Source organism: Pseudarthrobacter sp. LMD1-1-1.1 (assembly GCF_040676255.1).
Taxonomy (GTDB): Bacteria; Actinomycetota; Actinomycetes; order Actinomycetales; family Micrococcaceae; genus Arthrobacter.
Window position 1 is genome coordinate 653825 of sequence record NZ_JBEGHP010000022.1, and the last position, 15583, is coordinate 669407.

At 66.8% G+C, this 15583-nt stretch carries 13 protein-coding genes and 1 pseudogene; 5 read left to right on the forward strand and 9 right to left on the reverse strand.

Annotation, left to right across the window (positions count from 1 at the left end; genetic code table 11):
- Positions 1-3 precede the first annotated feature (3 nt).
- From MRBLMD1_RS13490 to MRBLMD1_RS13525, 8 genes and pseudogenes are all read right to left on the reverse strand, one after another.
- A pseudogene (locus MRBLMD1_RS13490) lies at positions 4-721 on the reverse strand (lysophospholipid acyltransferase family protein).
- Positions 714-1427, reverse strand: a complete 714-nt coding sequence (gene cmk / locus MRBLMD1_RS13495) for a (d)CMP kinase (protein ID WP_159632267.1) — start codon at positions 1425-1427, stop codon at positions 714-716. The pseudogene MRBLMD1_RS13490 and the gene cmk overlap by 8 nt, the downstream one beginning before the upstream one ends.
- Positions 1427-2536, reverse strand: coding sequence for a prephenate dehydrogenase (locus MRBLMD1_RS13500; RefSeq protein ID WP_159632268.1), 1110 nt, complete (start codon positions 2534-2536; stop codon positions 1427-1429). Before MRBLMD1_RS13500 ends, cmk begins: the two co-directional genes overlap by 1 nt.
- 3 nt (positions 2537-2539) lie before the next feature.
- On the reverse strand, positions 2540-3748 hold the full coding sequence (locus MRBLMD1_RS13505) for a pseudouridine synthase (protein ID WP_159632269.1): 1209 nt from the start codon (positions 3746-3748) through the stop codon (positions 2540-2542).
- Between the two features lie 127 nt (positions 3749-3875).
- On the reverse strand, positions 3876-4562 hold the full coding sequence (gene scpB / locus MRBLMD1_RS13510) for an SMC-Scp complex subunit ScpB (RefSeq protein WP_159632270.1): 687 nt from the start codon (positions 4560-4562) through the stop codon (positions 3876-3878).
- Complete coding sequence (locus MRBLMD1_RS13515; protein ID WP_159632271.1) at positions 4559-5374, reverse strand: segregation and condensation protein A; 816 nt, start codon at positions 5372-5374, stop codon at positions 4559-4561. The genes scpB and MRBLMD1_RS13515 overlap by 4 nt, the downstream gene beginning before the upstream one ends.
- Positions 5375-5381: 7 nt before the next feature.
- Positions 5382-6281 carry a ParA family protein gene (locus tag MRBLMD1_RS13520; protein ID WP_079597205.1) on the reverse strand — a complete coding sequence of 300 codons (900 nt, stop codon included), beginning with the start codon at positions 6279-6281 and terminating at the stop codon, positions 5382-5384.
- Between the two features lie 231 nt (positions 6282-6512).
- Entirely contained in the window at positions 6513-7856 is a 1344-nt protein-coding gene (locus MRBLMD1_RS13525) for a cation:dicarboxylate symporter family transporter (RefSeq protein WP_159632272.1), read from the reverse strand.
- 159 nt (positions 7857-8015) lie between these two features.
- On the opposite strand from MRBLMD1_RS13525, the gene MRBLMD1_RS13530 reads away from it, so the two are divergent.
- Together MRBLMD1_RS13530 and MRBLMD1_RS13535 are read left to right on the forward strand one after the other, a co-directional pair.
- Positions 8016-9650 carry a sensor histidine kinase gene (locus MRBLMD1_RS13530; protein WP_159632273.1) on the forward strand — a complete coding sequence of 545 codons (1635 nt, stop codon included), beginning with the start codon at positions 8016-8018 and terminating at the stop codon, positions 9648-9650.
- Positions 9647-10360, forward strand: coding sequence for a response regulator (locus MRBLMD1_RS13535; protein ID WP_159632274.1), 714 nt, complete (start codon positions 9647-9649; stop codon positions 10358-10360). Before MRBLMD1_RS13530 ends, MRBLMD1_RS13535 begins: the two co-directional genes overlap by 4 nt.
- 60 nt (positions 10361-10420) lie before the next feature.
- Here MRBLMD1_RS13535 and MRBLMD1_RS13540 read toward each other — a convergent pair whose 3' ends face one another.
- Entirely contained in the window at positions 10421-12325 is a 1905-nt protein-coding gene (locus MRBLMD1_RS13540) for a propionyl-CoA synthetase (protein WP_364400457.1), read from the reverse strand.
- A gap of 173 nt (positions 12326-12498) precedes the next feature.
- Here MRBLMD1_RS13540 and MRBLMD1_RS13545 point away from each other — a divergent pair, with 173 nt between their 5' ends.
- From MRBLMD1_RS13545 to prpB, 3 genes are read left to right on the forward strand one after another with little or no spacing between them, the layout of a single operon-like run.
- Entirely contained in the window at positions 12499-13155 is a 657-nt protein-coding gene (locus MRBLMD1_RS13545) for a GntR family transcriptional regulator (protein WP_159632276.1), read from the forward strand.
- Positions 13148-14668 (forward strand): MmgE/PrpD family protein, encoded by a 1521-nt coding sequence (locus MRBLMD1_RS13550; RefSeq protein ID WP_364400384.1) that lies wholly within the window; start codon positions 13148-13150, stop codon positions 14666-14668. The genes MRBLMD1_RS13545 and MRBLMD1_RS13550 overlap by 8 nt, the downstream gene beginning before the upstream one ends.
- A complete protein-coding gene (prpB, locus tag MRBLMD1_RS13555) occupies positions 14668-15570 on the forward strand; it encodes a methylisocitrate lyase (RefSeq protein WP_159632278.1) in 903 nt (300 codons plus the stop codon). The genes MRBLMD1_RS13550 and prpB overlap by 1 nt, the downstream gene beginning before the upstream one ends.
- Positions 15571-15583 lie beyond the last annotated feature (13 nt).

The following is a 15583-nucleotide window of genomic DNA, read 5'->3' on the forward strand; positions in this document are numbered from 1 at the left end:
TCCTTAGTGGTCATCTGCCGGCGTCCCCGGCTACTGCTGTCAAGTCTTTGTGGTCAGCGAAGGGCAGGGTCTGCCCGCTGAGTTGGATGGTGTCCTGGACGTGCCCTGCCAGCGCTGCACGGATGTCCTGCGCGGCCCTGTCCATTGAAGCACGGCCGGTTTCCCCGGCCCTGCGGGCCAGGGTCAGGGCTGACCCGAAGCTGACGTGGAAGCGCCGACCGGGCCGTGGGACGAAGTCCAGGTGCTCATCGCCCTGGCGGGTGCCCAGGATGGCTACCGGCACCACGGGGGCTCCGGAATTCAGCGCCAGCCAGGCCACGCCCCCGTTGATGTCCGCGGCTGCGCCGCTCCCCCGGGTCCCTTCCGGAAGAATCCCTACGCAGCGCCCGGCGTCGAGCACGTCCTTGCAGCGCTGCAGCGCTGCTCGGTCACCGCGGCGGTCCACGGGCAGCTGCCCGGACGCGGTGAGCACGCGGCCCAGGAAACCTTTGAACATCTCCTGCTTCACCAGGATGTGCATCGGCCGCGGCGCGGCGCCAAACATCACCGGCCCGTCAAGGAAGCTGATGTGGTTGCCTGCGAAGATCACCGGTCCGCCGGTGGGGACATTGGTCCTGCCGGTCACGGTGGTCCGGTAGACCAGGTGGTCAAGGATCCAGCCCACCGGCCTGCTCCATGCCGTGGTCAGCCCGGACGGCAGGCCGGGCCCGGCGTCAGTCACGGTTCAGGACCTTGGTGACGATGACGAGGGCGGCATCCACGGTCTGTTCGAAGTCGAGGTCCGAGGAGTCCAGCGTCACCACCCCGGAAGCGGCTTGCGTGAAGTTCACCACGGTGGAGTCCTTGGCATCGCGGTGCGTGACCTGGGCTGCCAGTTGCTCGGCGTTCTGGGTACCGCCCAGCTGGATGCCCCGCCGGCGCAGGCGGGCTTCCTCGCTGGCGGTGAGGAGCATGCGCACCTCGGCCCCGGGCGCGACGACGGTGGTGATGTCCCTGCCTTCCACCACCATCCGGCGGTGGTGCTTTTCGATCAGGTCCCGCTGCCGCCGGATCAGTTCGGTCCGGGCGCCCAGGGTGGTGGCGACGGCACTGACGGCGGAGGAGATGGCCGGCTCACGGATGGCGTCCGTGACGTCCACGCCGCCCACCCGGACATATTCCTCCATGGGACTGGTGCTCAGTTCCAGGACGAAGTCCCTGGATGCCTGTTCCACCGCCGCGCCGTCCTCAAGGTCGATGCCTTCGGTCACGCAGTACCAGGTCAGGGCACGGTACATGGCGCCGGTGTCCAGGTAGGCCAGCCGGAGCCTGCGCGCAACTTCCTTGCTCACGCTGGATTTTCCGGAGCCTGAAGGCCCATCGATGGCAACCACCAGCGGCCGGCCGATGCGCAGGGCGCGCATGGATTCGAGGAGTTCCTGTGTCATTACTGAAGTACCCGCCATCCGCGGTCGTTGAGAGCTTCGATCAAGTGGTCGTGCTTGTTCGGCAACACGGAGATTTCCACCATACCCACGTTTTGGCCTGACGAGTGGTCAAGCCGCATGTCCTCCAGGTTGACGCCGATCTCCCCGATCTCGGTGAGCAGCCGGGCGATCTGGCCAGGCTTGTCATCCACCAGGACGGTAAGCCATGCATAAGCCTGCGGCGGACCACCGTGTTTCCCGGGGATCCGCGCCTGGCCGGCGTTGCCCTCGCTGATCAGCTGCGCGAGGTCCAGCCGGGCCCCGGGTGCGGTGGGGTTCTCCAGGGTTCCAATCAACCGGTTCAGGTCGTCCCGGACACCGTAGAGGATCTCCACCACCTTGTCCGCGTTGCCGCCGAGGATCTGGACCCACAGGGTGGGGTCGCTGGCCGCGATCCTGGTGACGTCACGCAGTCCGTTGCCTGCCAGGGACAACGCGTGCAGAGGAGTTCCCTGCAGCCGGCTGGCCAGCAGTGAGGACATCACCTGGGGCAGGTGCGAGACCAGTGCCACGGCTTCATCGTGTTCGTCCGCCGTGAACTGCGAGACGACGGCCCCCAGGTCCGAGGCGAGCGAGCGGGCCACCTGCAGGGCGGCACCGGACGTTTCCTCGGAGGGGCAGAGCACCCAGGGCATGGAGGTGAAAAGCTCACCGCGCGCCGCTACGGGGCCGGACTTTTCCCGGCCCGCCATGGGGTGGGTCCCCACGTAGCGGGACAGGTCGACGCCCGATTCCCGCAGCCGGGCCAGGATGTCCGCCTTCACGCTGGCGATGTCGATGACCACAGCGTCCGGGTAGTTGGACAGCGCGGCAAGGACGACGTCGGCCGTGACGTCCGGCGGGGCGGCCACCACCACCAGCTGCGGCGCTGCATCGCCCAGTTCCGACAGCGGGCGGCCGGCACCGATGTCCACGGCCACCGCCTGGTTGGTGGGCGACGGGTCCGAGAGGAACACGGGTACGCCGCGCCCCCGCAGGCCCAGCCCAATGCTGGTGCCCAGCAGCCCGGTGCCAATGACCACCACCGGGCCATCCAGGTGGCCGCGGCCCTGGCTTTTGAACGCGGACATGCCTCAGAGCCCTACGGATGCCAGCAGGTGGCCGACTTCCTGCTTGCCCAGGTTGCGGATGCTGCCCTGGCGCTGGTCGCCGAGCCCGATGGGGCCCACCTTGACGCGGACCAGCCGCTGGACCGGGAAGCCAACGGCGTCGAAGAGGCGCCGGACAATGCGGTTCTTGCCGGAGTGGAGTACAACCTCAATCAGCACGTGGCCCGGGGTGGAGTCCACCAGGCGGAAGGAGTCAACGGAAGCGAAGCCGTCCTCCAGCTCGACGCCGGCCTTCAACTGCGCGCCGACGCCCTGCGGGAACGGTCCGCGCACCTGCACCAGGTAGGTCTTGGGAACCTCGTAGGAGGGGTGGGTGAGCCGGTTGGCGAGTTCGCCGTCATTGGTCAGCAGCAGCAGGCCTTCGGTGGCGACGTCGAGCCGGCCAACGTGGAAGAGGCGTTCGCCGGTGTTCTTGTTGTTCTTCAGGAAGTCGCTGATGCAGGGCCGGCCCTCGGGGTCCTCCATGGTGGACACCACGCCCTTGGGCTTGTTGAACACCATGTAGACCAGGTTTTCGTCCAGCTGGATCCGCAGGCCGTCGACGTGGATCACGGCAGTCTTGGGGTCTACGCGGACACCGAGTTCGGTGACTACCTGGCCGTCAACTTCGACACGGCCCTCGGCGATCATCTCTTCGCAGACGCGCCGGGAGGCGACTCCTGCGGAGGCCATCACCTTCTGGAGGCGCACGCCGTCGGCATCGTGGAGTTCGGACTGGGGAACGTTGCCCCGGGGACCCTTCTTCCGTGCAGGCTTGCGGACCGGCCCCAGGTTCTGGCCAAAGCGTTCGCTGCCGAAAGCACGGGAAGCGGCTGCTCCGGGAGCGCCCGTTCGCGGCTTGGGCTTGAGCGCACCGGGGGTTCCGGGGGCTTTCCCGGCACCGGGCTTGCGGGCCGCGGGCTTGCGCGACGACGGCTTGGCACCCCTGGCGGGCTCAGCTCCGCGTCCCTGCTGGTCCCCCGCGAGGTCGGGGTCGATGAAGCGCTCTTCGCGCGGCTTGGGCGCGCGGTGCGGGCGGTCCCCGCCGAATCCCGAGGATCGCTTGCCTGCTCCGCCGCGGGAGCCCCCGCTGAAGCTGCCGCCCTGTGCCGGGTTGCGCTGTGAACTGTTGCGTTCGTTCCCGCCGCGTCCCGAACCGTTACGTGGTGAACCCTGGCGTCCCGCCTGTGTCATGACCCGTCCTTCAAATGTGTTTTGGCCGGCTGAGATGTCCAAAGACAACCTTAGCCAGCCGCGCAGACTTCGTCTGCCCTGATAAATAACCGTGCTGGATGGACTGTTGCGGGCAGGGGTGTCCTGCCTACATCGTCCCGGCGTCGTAGAACTCTGCGATCCCGTCGAGCCCCGGAAGGTGCGGCGACAGTTGGGGCAGGTCCTCCACTGAACCGATTCCCATCCGTTCGAGGAAATACGAGGTAGTCCGGTAGAGGATTGCGCCGGACTCGGGATCTGTTCCCGCGTCCTCGATCAGCCCGCGCTGGGCCAGCGTCCGTACGACAGAGTCAACATTGACCCCGCGAATTGCAGACACGCGCGCCCGGGAAACGGGCTGGCGGTACGCGATGACCGCCAGTGTTTCCAACGCCGCCTGGGTGAGCCTGGCAGTCTGCCCCTCAAGCACGTACTTGCCCACAATGTCGGCAAATTCCGTGCGGGAGTAGATGCGCCAGCCACCGGCGATGCTCCGCAATTCAAAACCCCGGGGACTGGAACCGATACCAGCGCTGCTGGCACTCTCCACCTCCGGGGCTTTAACAGTATAGCCGTTATAATCGCGCTGCAGTTCTGCCAGCAGCGAGCGGACCGAGTCCACCGTCAGCCCCACCCCTGCCGCCAGCTCCTCCTCCGTGGCCGGTTCGTCCAAAACCATGAGGACGGCTTCCAGGGCAGCCTTGGCGCCGCCGGGAAGGTCGGCGAAGGCGGGGCCGTGGCCGGCGTCGTCCTGCCACTGCGTCTGCTGCGGCTGCGTATCCTCCTGCGGGTTCACAGTTGCTCCTCGAATTCTTCGCTTAGGTTTTCCGCCGACCAGTCCCGGCGGTCGGCCGTCCAGTGGATGGCAAGGTCCGCCAGCGGGGAGAGCTGGTCGAACGAGACAGCCCGGTCCCGGAACAACTCCAGCAGGGCCAGAAACCGGGCCACCACCACCAGGGTGGACTCGGCGTCGGCAATCAGGGAACGGAACGTCAGGGGTGACTCCTGCTGGAGCCTGAGGCCCAGCACTTCGGCCTGCTCCTTGACGCTGACATTGCCGCCGTGCAGGTGGCCGAGGGCAACCTGTGGTGGCTGCGCCGGCGCCTTGGGCCGGAGCGCGGCTTCTGCCAGTGCAGCGAACTGCCGGGGCGTATGTTTCCAGACGAGCTCGGGGAGCATGGCTGCGAAATGTTCCTCGAGCGCCACCTGCCGTGGAAAGCGGCGGCCTTCCTGGTGCAGGGTTTCACCCATGATGCCTGCCACCTGCTTGAAGGCCTTGTACTGGAGCAGCCGGGCAAACAGGAGGTCCCGCGCCTCCAGCAGGGCGATGTCCTCGTCATCCTCGACTTCTCCGGCCGGGAGGAGCCGTGCTGCCTTGAGGTCAAGCAGGGTGGCGGCAATCACCAGGAACTCGCTGGCCTCGTCCAGGGCCCATTCTTCGCCGAGCTCCTGCAGCTTGCGGATGTACTTGATGAACTCATCGGTGACCGTGGCGATGGCAACTTCGGTGATGTCCAGCTGATGCTTGGCGATCAGTCCCAGGAGGAGGTCGAATGGACCCGTGAAGTTGGCCAGCCGCACCTCGAAGCCGGGTTTGGTCTCGGCCACGGCGTGCTTAGGGTGCGCCGCCGCGGGAGATCAGCTCCTTGGCCAGCCGGCGGTAGGCGTCAGCACCCACATGGTTTCCGGCGTAACTGGTGATGGGCTCCGCAGCCACGGTGGCATCCGCGAACTTGATGGAGCGCTTGATGACGGTTTCAAAGACTTTGTCACCGAACGCCTCCACCAGCCGAGTGATCACTTCGCGGCTGTGCAGCGTGCGAGCGTCGTACATGGTGGCCAGCACGCCGTCCACCTGCAGCCGCGGGTTCAGCCTGTCCTGGACCTTGTCGATGGTCTCAACGAGGAGGGCCACGGCGCGGAGCGCGAAGAACTCGCAAATGAGCGGGATGATGACGCCGTGGGCCGCGGTGAGGGCGTTGACGGTCAGGAGGCCCAGGGACGGCTGGCAGTCGATGAGGACGACGTCGTAGTCGTCTTCGACCTTCTTCAGCGCGCGGTCCAGGACCTGTTCGCGCGCCACCTCGTTCACCAGCTGCACTTCCGCCGCAGAGAGGTCGATGTTGGCCGGCAGCAGGTCGACGTTCTCGACACCGGTCTGGTGGATGGCGTCGCGGATGTCCACCTTGCGGTCCATCAGGACGTTGTACACGGTGAGGTCGAGTTCGTGCGGGTTGACGCCCAGGCCCGCCGACAGCGCACCCTGGGGGTCGAAGTCCACCAGCAGGACACGCCGGCCGTATTCGGCGAGTGCCGCGGCCAGGTTAATGGTGGAGGTGGTCTTCCCGACGCCGCCCTTCTGGTTGACCATGGCGATGACGCGGGCCGGACCGTGGGAGGACAGCGGCGCGGGTTCCGGGAACTCGCGGTATGGGCGACCCGTGGGGCCCATCACCGCGTTTTCCAGGTCGAATTCCGTGCCCTCCAGAGTTGCTGAACCCTGTTCGCTGCTCACGTATCTGTCCACACTTTCGATGACGGTGATTTCCTGCCGCTGGCTGACCAGCGCCGTTCGTTCTGCTCCCTAGGTTACAGCGCCCGACACGGTATTCGACGGAACTTGACTTTCCGCGAATGTTGAGCCTTGACCCTCTAGCTGAGGTCGAAGGTTGCACTGCAGGGCAACGAAAAACCGCCCCCGCAGCAGGGCTGCAGGGGCGGTTTCACGTCTCTTATGGGACAGAGGCTAGGCCTTGGCGGCCTCGCGGGCGCCTTCTTCCTTCGGTGCCATCTCGCCGTGGCCGGCGATCATGGTCTGCTCGTCGAAGGGGACTTCGCCGGAGAGGACGCGGGCAACCTGGCCGCCGTCGATCTCCTTGACCCAGGTGCCCACCAGGACCGTGGCCACGGCGTTACCGGTGAAGTTGGTCAGGGCGCGGGCCTCGGACATGAAGCGGTCGATTCCCACGATCATGCCCACGCCGCCCAGCAGCTCGGGACGGTGTGCCTGCAGGCCTGCTGCGAGGGTCGCCAGGCCGGCGCCGGTGACGCCGGCGGCACCCTTGGAGGCGATGATCATGAAGACCAGCAGGGAGATCTGGGCGCCGAGGTCCAGCGGGGTTCCCATGGCGTTGGCAACGAAGAGGGACGCCATGGTCAGGTAGATGGCGGTTCCGTCCAGGTTGAAGGAGTAGCCCGTGGGAACGGTGACGCCCACGACGGGCTTGGAGACGCCGAGGTGTTCCATCTTGGCGATCAGGCGGGGCAGCGCCGCTTCGGAGGAGGAGGTGGAGAAGATGATGAGGTACTCGCGGGCCAGGTACTTCATCAGCTTGAAGATGTTCACTCCGGCAACGACCTGGAGGAGGCCGCCCAGGATGACCACGATGAACAGTGCGCAGGTGATGTAGAAGGCGATCATCAGCGTGAACATGCTCACGATGGCCTGGACGCCGGTTGCGCCGACGACGGCGGCGATGGCACCGAAGGCACCAATCGGAGCCAGCCACATGATCATGATGAGGATGCGGAAAACGAGGCCCTGGGCGTGGCCGATGGCCTTGAGGATGGGGGTCCCCTGCGTGCCCATCTTCTGCAGGGCGAAGCCCACCAGGATGGCGGCCAGCAGGGTGGGCAGGACGGGGATGTCACCCGGGATGATGCCCATCAGGAAGTCCACGGTGCTGTCAGTGGCGGCCTTCTTGTTGGGGTCGTAGGGCGTCAGCTTCAGGCCTTCGCCGGGGTGGATCAGGTTGCCCACCACGAGGCCGATGGCCAGGGCGAAGGTGGACATGATGATGAAGTAGCCCAGGGCGAGGCCGCCCACCTTGCCGACGGTGGCTGCCTTGGCAATGGATCCGATGCCCAGGACAATCGTGCAGAAGATGACCGGGGCAATCATCATCTTGATGAGCTTGACGAACCCATCTCCCAGGGGCTTGAGGGACTTGCCCACCTCCGGGAAGAGCAGGCCAACCACCGCGCCGAGGACGACGGCGGCGATAACGGCAATGTAAAGGTAGTGGGACTTGTCCAGTCCCTTGCGCCGCGGCGTCGCGGTCTCGAGCGACTCTCCTCGTTGAGAAGCCATGATGTGTCTCCTTGTGGATATTCTGATAGACGCTGCGGCGCAGTCTCTGGGCTCAACACGTCCGTGCAATGTGATATCCATCATTGGGCACCCCGTGATCCAGCTCACCGTTGCGTTCATATTGGTCGCGGCACCCCCGGGGTTCTGAAGGAGGCAGGCATGATCCACCGCTGGAGTATCGCCCGCCGGCTCTTCCTGGCGAACCTGCTGATCGTCGTATCCTTCATCGCCATTGTGGGGACTGCTGCCTACGTGGACGCCCGGGACCGTACGTATGACGAGGCGGGGCGCCGCATGGAAGGAGTGGCTGCCTCCATCGCCGCCAATCCCCTGGTGCTCCAGGCCGCGGCCACGCCGGACCCGTCCGCCCTCCTGCAGCCTTATGCCAAGGACGTCACCAGCGCCGCCCACATCGATTTCATCACCATCATGGCTCCGGACCGGACCCGCTGGACGCACCCCAGGGACGAAGAGCTGGGGCGGCCGTACATCGGTTCAATCGACGTTGCCCTGCAGGGCAGGCCGTTCACCGAAGTCACCGCCGGCACCCTAGGGCCTTCGGTCCGGACCATTGTTCCGGTCAAGGACGCCCAAGGGACCGTGAAGGCGCTGGTGGCGGCGGGTGTCACCGTCCGCAGCGTCGACGTGGCCTTCACTGGCCGCCTGCCGGTCCTGCTGGCCGTCGGCATCGCCCTGCTGGTGGGCGGATCCCTGGCGTCGTGGCTGCTGGGCAGGTATCTGCGGCGGGTGACGCGCGGCTGGGGGCCCGAACAGCTGGCGCAGTTGTTCACCTACTACGAATCAGTGCTGCACTCGGTGCGCGAAGGGCTGATCCTCATCGATGCCAAGAAGCGCGTGGTGATGTACAACGACCAGGCTGCCGAACTGCTGGGCCTGGCCGAAACGGGCAGCAACGATCCCACGCGGCCCCCATCCCTGGCGGACCTCCCCCTGGACAGCGAGCTGCGCAGCCTGTTCGATTCGGGGCGCACCACCAAGGATGAGATGGTGCTGACCGGTTCCCGCGTGCTGGTGGTCAACCAGGGGCCGGCCAGGGGGCCCGAGTCCCCCGGGGCGCGCGGGAAGGTCCCCGTGTACGGAACAGTGGCCACGCTCCGGGACCGGACGGAAATCGAGGCACTGGGCAACGAACTGCAGACCATGCGGACCCTTTCGGACGCGCTGCGGGCCCAGACCCACGAACACGCCAACCGGCTCCACACCATGGTCTCGCTCCTGGAGCTTGGCCGGACAGGCGAAGCCCTCGATTTCGCCACCCAGGACCTGGCCCTGAGCCAGCAGCTGACGGACGACATGGTGAGCTCGATTGATGAACCGGTGGTGGGAGCCCTGGTCATGGGCAAGGTGGCCGAGGCCCACGAGCGCGGCGTCCAGCTGGATGTTTCCACCCTCGGCTCGGGCGCCGCACCCGGGGTGGCCGTCCAGGACCTGGTGACGATCCTGGGCAACCTGCTGGACAACGCGATTGATGCTGCTGCCGACGCCCCTCCCCCGCGGCGGGTGGTGCTGACGCTGGAGGCGGACGAGGAAGGACTGGACATCGCCGTCAACGATTCCGGGGCGGCCATCGACCCCGCGGACTCGGAAAAGATCTTCCGGCACGGGTTCAGCACCAAGCCCGCCGGGATGGGGGGCCGGGGCATTGGACTGGCGCTGGTCCGGCAGGCCGTGCAGCGTTTGGGCGGTACGCTGGCCATTAATGGCCGGCGCGGCGCCAAGTTCGAAGTATTCCTGCCTGCGGCGGTCTCCGCGGATAAGGAGCACAGACAGTGAGCAACATCCGGGTCCTCGTCGTCGAAGACGAGGCCATCGCTTCCGCGGCCCATGCCGCGTACGTGGGGCGGCTGGAAGGGTTTGAGCTCGCGGGGACTGCACCCGATGGCCAGTCCGCCCTGCGGCTCCTCAATGAATTCGTGGCAGCGGGAGAGCCGGTGGAACTTGTCCTGCTGGATATGAACCTGCCCGACCTGCACGGCCTGGACATCGCCCGGCGGATGCGCTCCGCCGGGATCCTCGCGGACATCATCGCCATCACCGCCGTGCGCGAGCTGGCAATCGTCCGCAGCGCCGTCGCCATCGGCGTGGTCCAGTACCTGATCAAGCCCTTCACGTTCGCCACCTTCTCGGACAAGCTGGAAAACTACCGCCAGTTCCGGCAGCAGCTGGCGGGTTCCAACGGCGGTCCCGGCAAGGGGGGTGCCTCGCAAAGCGAGGTGGACCAGGCTTTTGCGAGCCTCCGTGCACCGTCCGAACTTCCCCTTCCCAAAGGCCTGTCTACCTCGACCCTCGGCTCGGTCCAGGAGTTCCTGCGCGGCCAGCCCGAAGCAGTGTCCGCCACCGAGGTCATGGATGCCCTGGGCATGTCCCGGGTAACCGCGCGGCGCTACCTGGAATACCTTGCCGACGCGGGCACCGTTTCCCGGACCGCGCGCTACGGCACCCCGGGAAGGCCGGAGAACGAGTACCGCTGGAACGCGCGCTGACGCGCCGATGCTAAACATGCGGGGGTCCACGTGCGAAGGTTGGACGCCCCGCCCTGACCGTCAGCGGGCTTCTGCCCCGCCCACCCGGAGGGTGCCGATCAACTGGTCGATGACCCCGGGATCCTCGATGGTTGAGGGTACGGTGTACTCCTCGCCGTCTGCGATCTGGCGCATGGTCTTGCGGAGGATTTTCCCGGACCGGGTCTTGGGCAGCGCGTCCACCACCGTCACATGCTTGAAGTCCGCAACCGCACCAATGTCCCGCCGGACCAGGGCCACCAGGTCCTTGGCCAGGACGTCTTCGGGGATGTCGACGCCGGATTTGAGCACCACGTAGCCGCTGGGGCGCTGGCCCTTGAGGGGGTCGGCGAGGCCGATCACGGCACACTCGGCAACCGCCGGATGCTGGCCGATCACCTGTTCCATGGCGCCGGTGGACAGCCGGTGTCCGGCAACATTGATGATGTCGTCGGTGCGGCCCATGACGAACAGGTACCCGTCCTCGTCGCGGTAGCCGGAATCGCCCGTGGCGTAGCAGCCCTCGAAGCCCTGCAGGTAGGACGAGATAAAGCGTTCATCGTTTCTCCACAGGGTGGTGAGGGTGCCCGGCGGCAACGGCAGCTCCAGGACGATGTTGCCTTCGGTGCCGGGCTCCACTTCCCCGCCCGCGCCGTCGAGGATCCGCAGCCGGAACCCGGGCATCGGAACGCTCGGGGAGCCGCCCTTGATGGGCAATGGCTCCAGTCCACGCGGATTGGCGCAAATGGCCCAACCTGTCTCGGTCTGCCACCAGTGGTCCACCACGGGCACGCCTAAAACCCTGGACGCCCAGTGGAACGTGTCCGTGTCCAGCCGCTCGCCGGCGGCGAACAGCGTCCGCAGGCTGGAGACGTCGTAGTTCCCCAGCAGCGATGCCTCCGGATCGGCCTTGCGGATGGCCCGCAGCGCCGTGGGAGCGGTGAACAGCACGTTGACCTTGTGGTCCTGGACCACGCGCCAGAACGCCCCGGCGTCAGGAGTGCCCACCGGTTTGCCCTCGTACATCACGGTGGTGGCTCCGGCCAGCAACGGACCATAAACGATGTAGGAGTGCCCCACCACCCAGCCAACGTCGGACGCCGTCCACATCACGTCGCCGGGGCCGATGCCGTAAATGTTTTGCAGGGTCCAGCGCAGGGCGACGGCGTGCCCTCCGTTGTCCCGCACCACGCCCTTGGGCGCGCCCGTTGTTCCGGAAGTGTAGAGGATATACAGCGGGTCCGTGGCCTGCACGGCGACAGGGGCCACGGGTTCGGCCGAAGCCATGGCCGAATCCCAGTCCAGCCATCCAGCATGGTCCCCGGCCGCCGATGCGAAGCCGTCGCGCGCTTTGACCACCACGGGAATGCCGGGCGTGCCGGCCAGCCCGAGGGCCTCCGCGACGGCCGGCAGGTATTCGATGCGCCTGGCCGGTTCGATCCCGCCGGAGGCGGTGACCACGGCGGCGGGGGCGGCATCGCGGATGCGCGCGGCGAGCTCCTTGGGCGCGAAGCCGCCAAAGACCACCGAGTGGACCGCGCCCAGCCGGGCAGTGGCCAGCATGGCGATGGCGGCTTCCGGGATCATGGGCATGTAGATCACCACGCGGTCGCCCTTGCCGACGCCGTGGAGCCGCAGCACGCCGGCAAAGCGGGCCACGAGGTCCGTCAGTTCCGCGTAGGTGTAGCGCTGCTGTGTACCCAGCATGGCGGAGTCATGGATCAGGGCATCCTGCCCTCCGCGGCCCTCGGCGACGTGCCGGTCCAGCGCGTTGTAGCAGGTGTTCAGGGCGCCGTCGGGGAACCAGCTGTAAAGCGGTGCCCGGCTGGAGTCCAGGGCCCGGCCCGGCGGAGAGGTCCAGGAAATCTTCTGCGCTGCCTCCAGCCAAAAATCTTCGGGCTGTTCGAGGCTGCGCTGGTAGCTGTCCCGGTAGCTTTTGGTGACCATGAGGGGTATCCCGTCCACGACGTTGTGATGCAGCTCATGGTAGCGGGCACGGTGCGGCCGCCACAAGGGTTCTGTATACAGAACTTGGATGAAATACGAATATTTTCCTTTATTGCTGCAACCCGGCGCCTCCTGTGTATACACTGATGCTGTCACCGAGGAAGGAGAGCAGCATGCGCGCCAGCGACAAGGCCTACGCGGCCCTGCGGGACGACATCATCGAATGGCGCCTCGCTCCCGGTACTGTCCTGGCCGAGGTGGAACAGTCCGAACGCCTTGGCGTGTCGCGCACACCGCTCCGTGAAGCACTGGGCCGCCTGACGGCAGAAGGGCTGACGACGGCAGGCGGCCGCGGCGTCGTGGTCACCGACATCTCCCTCGAGGACATCGACGAACTGTTCGAACTGCGCGAAACCCTTGAGGGCAAGGCCGCCGCCCTGGCTGCCCGGCGAGGGGACGCTGCCACGTTCGAGCAGCTGCAGCGCGAACTGCTCAATGCCCCCGCGCTGATCAGCGGCGGGGACCCCGCCCTGCATGACTATTACGAACTGGTGGGCCGGCTCGACGCAGCCATCGACGCCGCCATCTCCAACTCCTACCTGGCCCAGGCCATGCGAAGCCTGCGCGTGCACCTGGTCCGGATCCGCCGGCTTGCAGCGGACGACGCCCGCCGCCTCACCGCCGCAGCAGCCGAACACGCCGCCATCGCGGAGGCCATCGCAGCCGGCAACCCGAAGCTCGCCGAGGCGGCGACGATCGTCCACCTGCACCGAAGCCTCTCCCACGTCAAAGCAACCCACGCATCCCACCCGAAGGAGCACCATGGTTAAGGAACACCACGTCCGCGTCTACAAGAGCGAAGAGAACCTGCCCCGCGAGGACCAGCTCGCCTACAAGATCGCCGAGGTCGCGGCCGATCCCGTCGCCGTCTCCGACGAAGTCACCGACATGGTCATCAACCGTGTCATCGACAACGCCTCGGTAGCCATTGCTTCCCTGAACCGCGCCCCGATCGTCGCTGCCCGGGCCCAGGCGCTCACCCATGGTCCCAGCACCGGAGGCAAGGGCTCCAAGGTCTTCGGCATCGAGGAACGGGTTGCACCGGAATGGGCTGCCTGGGCCAACGGCGTGGCCGTACGGGAACTCGACTACCACGACACCTTCCTCGCCGCCGACTACTCCCACCCCGGTGACAACATTCCCCCGATCCTCGCCGTGGCCCAGCACGTTGGGTCCAGCGGGCACGACCTCATCCGCGGCATCGCCACCGGCTACGAAATCCAGGTCAACCTGGTCAAGGCCATCTGCCTGCACAAGCACAAGATCGACCACGTCGCCCACCTCGGCCCCTCCGCCGCCGCCGGCATCGGCACCCTGCTGGGCCTCGATGTCGAGACGATCTTCCAGTCGGTGGGCCAGGCGCTGCACACCACCACCGCAACCCGGCAGTCCCGCAAGGGCGAGATCTCCACCTGGAAGGCGCACGCCCCGGCGTTTGCCGGCAAGATGGCCGTCGAGTCCGCGGACCGGGCCATGCGGGGCCAGACCTCACCCGTGCCGATTTACGAGGGCGAGGACGGCGTCATCGCCTGGATGCTCGACGGTCCGGACGCGTCCTACATGGTCCCGCTCCCCACTCCGGGCGAAGCCAAGCGTGCCATCCTGGACACCTACACCAAGGAGCACTCCGCCGAGTACCAGGCGCAGGCCTGGATCGACCTGGCCCGCAAGCTCCACGGTGAGCACCCGGAGGTCACCGACCCGGCCAACGTCGAGTCCGTGCTGATCAAGACCAGCCACCACACGCACCACGTGATCGGCTCCGGCGCGAACGATCCGCAGAAGTACAGCCCCACCGCCAGCCGCGAGACCCTGGACCACTCCATCCCCTACATCTTCACGGTGGCGCTGCAGGACGGCGCCTGGCACCACGTGGACTCCTACGCCCCGGAGCGCGCCGCGCGTCCGGACACCGTGGAGCTGTGGCACAAGGTCACCACGGTGGAAGACGCGGAATGGACCCGCCGCTACCACTCCCTGGACATCGCCGAGAAGGCCTTCGGCGGTTCCGTGGAGATCACGCTCAAGGACGGCACCGTCATCACGGACCAGATCGCCGTGGCCGACGCGCACCCGCTGGGCGCCCGGCCGTTCGCCCGGGAACAGTACGTGAACAAGTTCCGCACGCTGGCCGCCGGCCTGGTGGAAGAGGCGGAAATCGAAAGGTTCCTCGCCGCCGTCGAACGCCTCCCCGAACTCGCCGCCGGCGAGCTGGACCAGCTGAACATCACCGCCGCCCCCGGCGTGATCGACCTCGCGGCGGCACCGAAGGGACTCTTCTGATGCTGTACTCAAAGACAACCCCGGAACAGAAGCGGATCCGGTTCCGGGAACTGCTGGCCTCCGGGACCATCCAGCAGTTCCCCGGCGCCTTCAACCCGCTCTCCGCCCGCCTGATCGAGGAGAAGGGCTTCGCCGGGGTGTACATTTCCGGCGCCGTCCTGGCCAACGACCTGGGCCTGCCGGACATCGGCCTGACCACGCTGACAGAGGTGGCCACCCGTGCGGGCCAGATTGCCCGTATGACGGACCTGCCCTCGATCGTCGACGCCGACACCGGGTTCGGTGAACCGATGAACGTGGCCCGCACCGTGCAGGAACTGGAGAACGCCGGCCTGGCCGGATGCCACATCGAGGACCAGTTCAACCCCAAGCGCTGCGGCCACCTGGACGGCAAGAACGTGGTGGACCTGGATACTGCCACCAAGCGGATCCGGGCCGCGGCCGACGCTCGGCGCGATCCGAACTTCCTCATCATGGCCCGTACCGACATCCGGGCCACCGATGGACTGGAGGCGGCGCAGCAGCGAGCCAAGGCCCTGGTTGAAGCCGGCGCGGATGCAATCTTCCCCGAGGCCATGAAGGACCTGAGCGAGTTCAAGGCCATCCGGGACGCGGTGGACGTGCCGATCCTGGCCAACATGACCGAGTTCGGCAAGAGCGCGCTCTTCACCGTGGATGAACTGGCGGGCGTGGGCGTCAACATGGTCATCTACCCGGTAACGCTGCTCCGTAGTGCCATGGGCGCTGCTGAGCGTACTCTGGAATCGATCAAATCCGACGGCACCCAGGAGGCACAGGTTCCAAACATGCTGACCCGTGCCCGGCTCTACGACCTCGTTGACTACGAGGCCTACAACCACTTTGACACCGGGGTGTTCAACTTCCGGATCCCCGGAGTCTGACACCCCCACCGGA